The organism is Streptomyces sp. NPDC091281 (assembly GCF_044757425.1).
Taxonomy (GTDB): domain Bacteria; phylum Actinomycetota; class Actinomycetes; order Streptomycetales; family Streptomycetaceae; genus Streptomyces.
Window position 1 is genome coordinate 388641 of record NZ_JBIVUY010000009.1, and the last position, 7072, is coordinate 395712.

Annotated in this window: 4 protein-coding genes; 1 reads left to right on the top strand and 3 read right to left on the bottom strand. The window is 73.6% G+C overall.

Going from position 1 to position 7072, the window contains the following annotated elements; all coding sequences use genetic code 11:
• Window positions 1–299: 299 nt before the first annotated feature.
• Entirely contained in the window at window positions 300–848 is a 549-nt protein-coding gene (locus tag ACIQPQ_RS24520) for a hypothetical protein (protein WP_401307140.1), read from the top strand.
• 100 nt (window positions 849–948) lie between these two features.
• Here ACIQPQ_RS24520 and ACIQPQ_RS24525 read toward each other — a convergent pair whose 3' ends face one another.
• The 3 genes from ACIQPQ_RS24525 to ACIQPQ_RS24535 form a co-directional block, all read right to left on the bottom strand.
• Entirely contained in the window at window positions 949–2292 is a 1344-nt protein-coding gene (locus ACIQPQ_RS24525) for an esterase-like activity of phytase family protein (RefSeq protein WP_401307143.1), read from the bottom strand.
• Window positions 2293–2390: 98 nt separating this feature from the next.
• Window positions 2391–3833 (bottom strand): SWF or SNF family helicase, encoded by a 1443-nt coding sequence (locus tag ACIQPQ_RS24530; RefSeq protein ID WP_401307146.1) that lies wholly within the window; start codon window positions 3831–3833, stop codon window positions 2391–2393.
• Window positions 3830–6787: a DEAD/DEAH box helicase gene (locus ACIQPQ_RS24535; protein WP_401307186.1), complete on the bottom strand. Its 2958-nt coding sequence runs from the start codon at window positions 6785–6787 to the stop codon at window positions 3830–3832. Before ACIQPQ_RS24535 ends, ACIQPQ_RS24530 begins: the two co-directional genes overlap by 4 nt.
• Window positions 6788–7072: the final 285 nt, after the last annotated feature.

Here is a 7072-nt window from a genome sequence, read left to right on the forward strand (position 1 = left end):
CCCTCGCGCCCGCCCCCCCGGGGCCCTGGCCCCCCGGGGGGGCGGCGCCCGCCGCCCCGCCCCCCAAACCCGCCGCGGCGCCCCCGGCCCGGGCCCCGGGCCCGCCCACGGCCGTACGGGCACGTATGCACGCGCGCGTGCGGCCGCGCGCGTCCCCGGGGTGCCGTCGGCCGATGTCCGGCCGGTCCCCGTGTACGGCACCCCGTCCGTGGCGGAATCATCCGGTCCATGGCACGAACGTGTACCAGGAGCCGTAGGGGGGTCGCCGTACGGGCGGGGTGGGCGCCACGCTGGGTGGCATGGCCACGCCGCCCGTACCGCCCCGTCCGCCCGACCCGCCGGGTGACACTCCGCCCTCCGGCGGGTTCGGCCCGCCCTCGTACGGCGGTTCGTCCTCGTACGGTGGCCCGCCCACCGCGCGCTTCGACGCCGTCTCCGGCGCGGGAGCGGGCGCGGGGCCGCCCGTGCTGCCGCCGATGCCGCCGGGACCGCCCCGAGGCCCCGGCCGGCGCCGGAGTCCGCTCTTCGCGCTGCTGGCTGTGCTGGCCGCCGCCGTGGTGGTCGCCGTCGTCGTGGTGCTGGCCACGGGCAACGACGACTCGCCCGACGACGAGGGCCCCGCGCGGAAACCGCCGACGCCGTCCTTCAGCCTTCCGAGCGGTCTGCCGTCCGGCCTGCCGAGCGAACTCCCGTCCGGGCTGCCGACCGAGCTGCCGTCGGACCTCCCCACGGAGCTGCCCTCCGGCTTCCCCACGGAGTTGCCGTCCGGTTTCCCCAGCGGCCTTCCGACCGAGCTGCCGAGCGACCTCACGTCGCTTCTGCCTTCGCTGGAAGGACTCCCGCAATAGGTCCAGAGCCCGGAACGGGCACGCGCGCGTAGGCGACACGCCCCGCGCGACACACATGAGGGGCGGCACGAGTCACGTGCCGCCCCTCACGCGCGAAGTGTCACAGGCTCTTCGGCAGCCTCACATACGTCACGGTCGTCTCGATGCCGCTGTCGACCAGGCGCCCCTGGGCGTCGAACGCGCCCGAGCCGTCGGTCATACCGAAGTCGTTGTCGTTGATCAGGGCGATCGTGTTGCGGTCCACGCGCGCGACGCCCTCGATCTTCCCGGGCACTCCGGCGACCTTGCCGAGGTCGACGACGAGCTTCTTGGGCAGCACCCGCACACCGGAGGCGGCGGGGTTCTCCAGCTGCTCCAGGGACGGGGAGGTCGCCTCCTTGTCCCACCGGCTGCCCAGGATGTTCGCCTTGCGGTCCAGCTTCACCTCGTGCAGGCGCGCGGCCTTGTCGGTGCGCTCCTCGACCAGCAGCCGCTCCCCGCCGAGGGCGACGACCGAGGAGATCTTCAGCTCGGAGGTGTCGTCCTCGCTCGGGTCGACGACCTCGACCGGGTCGAAGCGGTAGGCGTACTCGGCGGTGACCGCCCGCTTCTCGGTGTCGAAGCGCAGCAGGCGCACCGTCCGCGAGGCCTCGCCCGCGTCCTGGTCGGGCAGGGACAGGGGGCTCTGGACGGCCAGGACGAGATCCCCGCCCGGCAGCAGGGCCAGCCCCTCGAAGCCCCGGTTGATCTTGCGGTGCAGCAGCACCTCGGGCAGCGCCTCCACTACGCGGTACCCCGCGCCCCGCAGGCCGAGCCCCTTCGGCACGTACCGGGTGAGGACCTTCCCGCGCGCCGACACGTGCACCAGGGAGGGCCCGTACTCGTCCACGAGCCAGAAGCTTCCGTCCTTCGCGCGCACGATGCCCTCGGTGTCCAGCCCGTTCGGGTTGTACGACAGAGGGGTCTTCGCGTCGTAGGAGTACGGCGCCTCGTCGCGGCTCGCCTGGTTGGACAGACCCGTCACGGCCTTGCCGCGCGAGGTGGTGATCGGGATCGCTTGAAGCACCTTCACGGACGTGCCGCTCACCCGGATGCGTACGATCGCCGGGTCGAACCCGGGCACGGGGAACGTACGGCGCTTGGTGCCGTCCACCTTGATCTGGCCGTTGGGGCCGCGGTCGGTGACCGTCCAGAACTCGCCCTGGCGGCCCGCCGGGTAGATGTCGCTGCCTATGCCGCCGAGGTCCACGCCCCGGTCGTCGGTCACCGTGCCCGGCAGCAGCGTGTTGCTGAACCTGCCGAGCGGGATGTCGCCCAGGGTGGCCGTCCGCGTCACGTGGGCCTCGGCGCCCGGCGTCTGCGCGGAGGCCGTCACGGTGCCGGCGAGGGTGGCCAGCAGGGCGAGCGGGACGCCCGCCACGAGCGTGCGGTGGACGGCCCGGCGGCCGGGGGCGTGCAGGGACATGAAGCCTCCTGGGGAGCAAGTGCGGTGACGGAGACACATTTGGGGCACCGCCGGAACGGTGATCGACATCGCGGTGAACGGCGGGCGTCAGCCGTCGGTCAGACTGGCCTCATGCCCTCGCCGGGCTGACCGGGAGCGGCGGACAGCGCCTCCTGGCGGGCGGACTCGGCGGACGCCAGCGCCACCGCAGGATCGCGAGCGGCGTCCCCGGCAGGCACCCAGCGCCCCCGTTCCTTGAGGTACGGCCACCAGTACGCGTCACGGCCGAGCCGCAGTTGGACCTCTCCGCCGCCGACGGTCCACCGGTTCGCCCGGACCCGCAGCTCCGGCCGCTCGCCCTCGTCCCACGCCGCCTCGAGGGCCGCCCGCGCGCGTGACAGGGCCTCGCCCTCGACGGTCCACTCCTCCTCCAGGACGGCGAGAGCCGCAGCGCCTCCCGTGAGCCACGCGCGTACGGCAAGGGCGAGTTGTTCCCGGCTGCGTCCCGACCCGGCCGCGAGCCGGTCCTGGATCGCCCGTTCCTCCCTCGCGCTCACGGCACGGCCCCTCACGGAAGCCCCGGCAGCCTTCTGTGGCGCGCGCGTGTCACTCGTAGCCCCCGTCATGCCACGCCGAGGCGACTGGACGGCGTGTGCCGCCAGCCGCACGGCGTCCTCGGCCGGAGCGAGGGCGCGGACGCGCTCCTGCCGTCCGCCTGCGGGGCCCGTGGCCCACGCGAGCAGGGCATGGGCCCGAGCCGCCGCGGCGGACGCGAGCAGCTCCAGCGCGTCCGTGTCCACGCCCGCGGGCGGCACCGTGCCGGTGTCCAGCGACGGCGGTACGCCCGGCCGCTCAGGCGGCGCGGGCACCGCGGGCAGCGGCGCCCGCGCCGCCTCCCGACGGCAGGCCTCCGCCGCGTCCTGCCCCTCCTGCTCGGCGGGCCCTTCGTCGACCGCGACGGCGGTGCCGCGCGTCTGGAGCTCCTCCACCAGAGCGCGCTCGGACCGGCCCCGCAGGAGCAGCAGGAGGAACGGGTCCTCGTCCAGCAGGCGGGCCACCTGGTAGCAGAGAGCGGCCGTGTGACCGCAGTGGTCCCAGGCGTCGCACCCGCACTCCGCCTCCAGCTCACCCAGTCCGGGCAGCAGGTCCACGCCCGCCGCCTCCGCGTCCTCCACCAGATGCGGCGGCATCTCGCGGTCCAGCAGCGCCGCGACATGACCTACGCGCTCCACGGCCAGGTCCAGGAAGCGGTTCCACTGGGCGTCCGTCAGCACACCGAGCAGCACGTCCGACCGGACGGCCGTGCCATCGGCGTCCTGGACGACGGCCGTGACACGGCCCGGCCGGACCGACACCGCGCCGACGCCTCCGGCGCGCGCCAGCCGACGCCCGCTGCGGATCTGCTCCCCGTCCAGCGCGCCGTTCTCCAGCGCGGCCAGCCAGGCACGTCCCCACCAGGAGCGGGCGAACACCGTCCCGCGCGCGACGGGCGACACCGCAAACGTCAGCTCCTCGGCACCCACCGCCGCGCCGTCTCCGTGACTGTCGTCGTGTCCGTTCACCGGCTGGCTCCCCTCAACTCCACCAGGTCGGCCAGCTCCGCGTCCGACAACTCCGTGAACGCCGACTCGCCGGTTCCGAGCACGGCGTCGGCGAGCGCCCGCTTGCGCGCCAGCATCTCGGCGATGCGGTCCTCGACGGTGCCCTCGGCGATCAGCCGGTGCACCTGGACCGGCCGGGTCTGCCCGATCCGGTACGCACGGTCCGTGGCCTGTGCCTCGACCGCCGGATTCCACCAGCGGTCGAAGTGCACGACGTGCTCCGCGCGCGTGAGATTCAGTCCGGTACCCGCCGCCTTCAGTGACAGCAGGAACACCGGTACCTCGCCGTTCTGGAAGCGCTCGACCATGGCTTCGCGTTCGGCGACGGACGTCCCACCGTGCAGCAACTGGGTTCGTACGCCCCGGCCGGCCAGATGCCGCTCCAGGAGCCGGGCCATGCGCACGTATTGCGTGAAGACCAGCACGCTCGCGTTCTCGGCGAGGATCGTGTCCAGCAGTTCGTCCAGCAGCTCCAGCTTCCCCGACCGCCCGGCGGTCCTAGGCCGCGCCTCCTTGAGGTACTGCGCCGGATGGTTGCAGATCTGCTTCAGCCCCGTCAGGAGCTTCACCACCAGTCCCCGCCGAGCCATGTCGTCGGCTTCCGCGACGGCCGCCAGCGTCTCCCGCACCACCGCCTCGTACAGCCCTGCCTGCTCGGCCGTGAGCGCGACCGGGCGATCGGTCTCGGTCTTCGGTGGCAACTCGGGCGCGATCCCCGGGTCCGACTTGCGGCGCCGCAGCAGGAACGGCCCGACCAGACGGCCCAGACGTTCCGCCCCCGCCGGATCGCCGCCCGCCTCGACCGTCCGCGCGTGCCGCGCGCGGAACGCGCCCAGGCGGCCCAGCAGTCCCGGTGTCGTCCAGTCGAGGATCGCCCACAGCTCCGACAGGTTGTTCTCGACCGGTGTGCCCGTGAGCGCCACGCGCGCGCGTGCGCCGATCGTGCGCAGGGCCCGCGCGGTCGCCGCGTACGGGTTCTTCACGTGCTGTGCCTCGTCGGCGACCACCAGACCCCAAGGAACCGCTCCCAGGCGGGCCGCGTCCAGACGCAGCGTGCCGTACGTGGTGAGCACGAACTCCCCGTCGGCCACGTCCGTCAGGTCACGCCCCTGTCCGTGGAAGCGGCGCACGCGCGTACCGGGTGCGAACCGCTCGACTTCCCGCTGCCAGTTCCCCATCAGCGAGGTGGGACAGACGACCAGGGTCGGACCGGCCGAGGCGGGGTCCGCCGCCCGGTGCAGGTGCAGGGCGATCAACGTGATGGTCTTCCCGAGGCCCATGTCGTCGGCCAGGCAGCAGCCGAGCCCGAGAGACGTGTTCCGGACCAGCCAGTCCAGGCCGACCCGCTGATAGTCGCGCAGGGTGGCGTCGAGCGACGCGGGCTGCGGAACCCGCTCCGCCTGCCGGGGTCCCGTCAAATGCTCCCGCAGGGCGGCGGGCCACCCGGTGGCGGCCACCTCGACGGTGCGGCCTCCGACCTCCGTGACACCGGTCAGGGCGGCGCTCAGCGCATCGATCGGAGTCACCTTGCGGTCCCGCCGTTCCCTGGCGCGGCGCACTTCCTCGGGGTCGATCAGCACCCACTGGTCGCGCAGGCGCACCAGAGGGCGGTTGGCCTCGGCGAGACGGTCCAGTTCCTCACGCGTGAGGTGCTGGTCGCCCAAGGTGAAACTCCAGGTGAAGGCGAGCAGGGCGTCCGCCGAGAGGAACGACGGCAGCCCGAATCCGTCGGCGCCCCGCCCGGCCCGGCCAGTGTCCGAGCGGTCCGGCCCGGTCCCGCCCGAGATCACCCCCCGGCTGTATGCCGTCGCCTCCGCTGGCTCCTCCTGCGGACCCACCACGGCTCGGGCGGTGAGCGTCCGTGCCAGGTCTCGCGGCCAGTGCACCTCCACACCGGTCGCGGCGAGCGCGCGCGTGCCGTCCCCGAGCAGTTCGGCGACCTCGTCTTCCATCAGCTCGACCACGTCCGGCACGGCGGCGGACAGCAGCGGGGTGAGCGCGGGCCAGGCGCGGGCCGCCCTGCGCAGCCCGAGGAGTGCGTCCGTTCGCGCGCGCGGGCCGAACGCCTCACGCGTGACGGCGGTCTCCCGCCACACCTCGCCCGCGTCCGCGACAAGGCCCGGATCGCTGATGCTGTGCACTTGAGGAACGACCCGGAACACCGGGGGCGACGCCGCCTGAAGGTGGTCCGAGAGTCCGTGGACCTCGATACGGAGAGAGATCCGCACCCCTGCGTCATGCCCCGCGGCGACCTCCGCGGCCCACGCGCGCAGTTCCGGAACGCGCACCGGACCCGGTGCCGCGAACGCGGGGCCGCCCGTCACCAGCGGCGCGGCGGGGGAGCGGGGCAGGGTGTCCGCGACCGCGTCCAGGAACGCGCGCAGCAGACGCTCCGGCTCGGGCAGCCGCGGAGGCGCCGCGCCCTCCAAGGCAACGGCGCGTGCTTCGAGCGGCATGGCGGCTGCCAGGCGGCGCACATGGTCGGTGTCGTCCGGGTCCAACGGTCCTACGCGCCAGGCGTCGTGGTCCTCCTGCGAGAGGCCGGGCAGCAGCAGGCAACGGGCGACGAATCCCAGTGCCGTGAGCGCCGCCGTACTCCAGAACGCCACGGAGTCGCGCACATGCGGGTCGCCCTGCGGGCGGACGAGCAGGTGCAACGCCTCGTCCAACGGCACTATGACGGCGGGCACGCGCGTGACGCGCGGTCCGGTAACGGTCGGCAGCACGACGGCGACGTCCGTGACCTCCGAGCCGACGGCCCCGGAGACGTGCTCTGCTCCCTTGGCCCTCTCTGCAGTCCCCGTCGGAAGGGGACACGTCGGGACGGCGTCGTCAGGCGACCAGAAGGCGAACCGGCCCGCCCGCGCCGGCACACCGGGCAGGAATACGGCGGCCCGGTGCGCCCACGGCGAGATCTCCGACGAGGTTTCCGCTGGAACCCGATGAACGGAAATGGGTACTCCTCAAATTTGACTACCGGAAGTCGGTGGCCGAGGGTACAGCACTCATCGGCTGAACGTGCACTCCCTGCCGACCGAGGCCGGGCGAGTGAGACCGGGCGAAGACGGCCGGCCGGAAAGCTGTTCGAGGCCGCCGACGCGGGCATCTAAGACCGTGTCCTACGTGGTGATCGCTCGTTGGGCTGTCTATGGGGCGGGGTACGTGGAGTTGGATTGTTCCGGACGGGCTGTGGGAGATCG

What these genes read in the sequence shown, in the direction of transcription:
- ACIQPQ_RS24520 (WP_401307140.1), top strand. Translation starts at nt 300, where the DNA reads ATGGCCACGCCGCCCGTACCGCCCCGTCCGCCCGACCCGCCGGGTGAC.
- ACIQPQ_RS24525 (WP_401307143.1), bottom strand. Translation starts at nt 2,292, where the DNA reads ATGTCCCTGCACGCCCCCGGCCGCCGGGCCGTCCACCGCACGCTCGTG.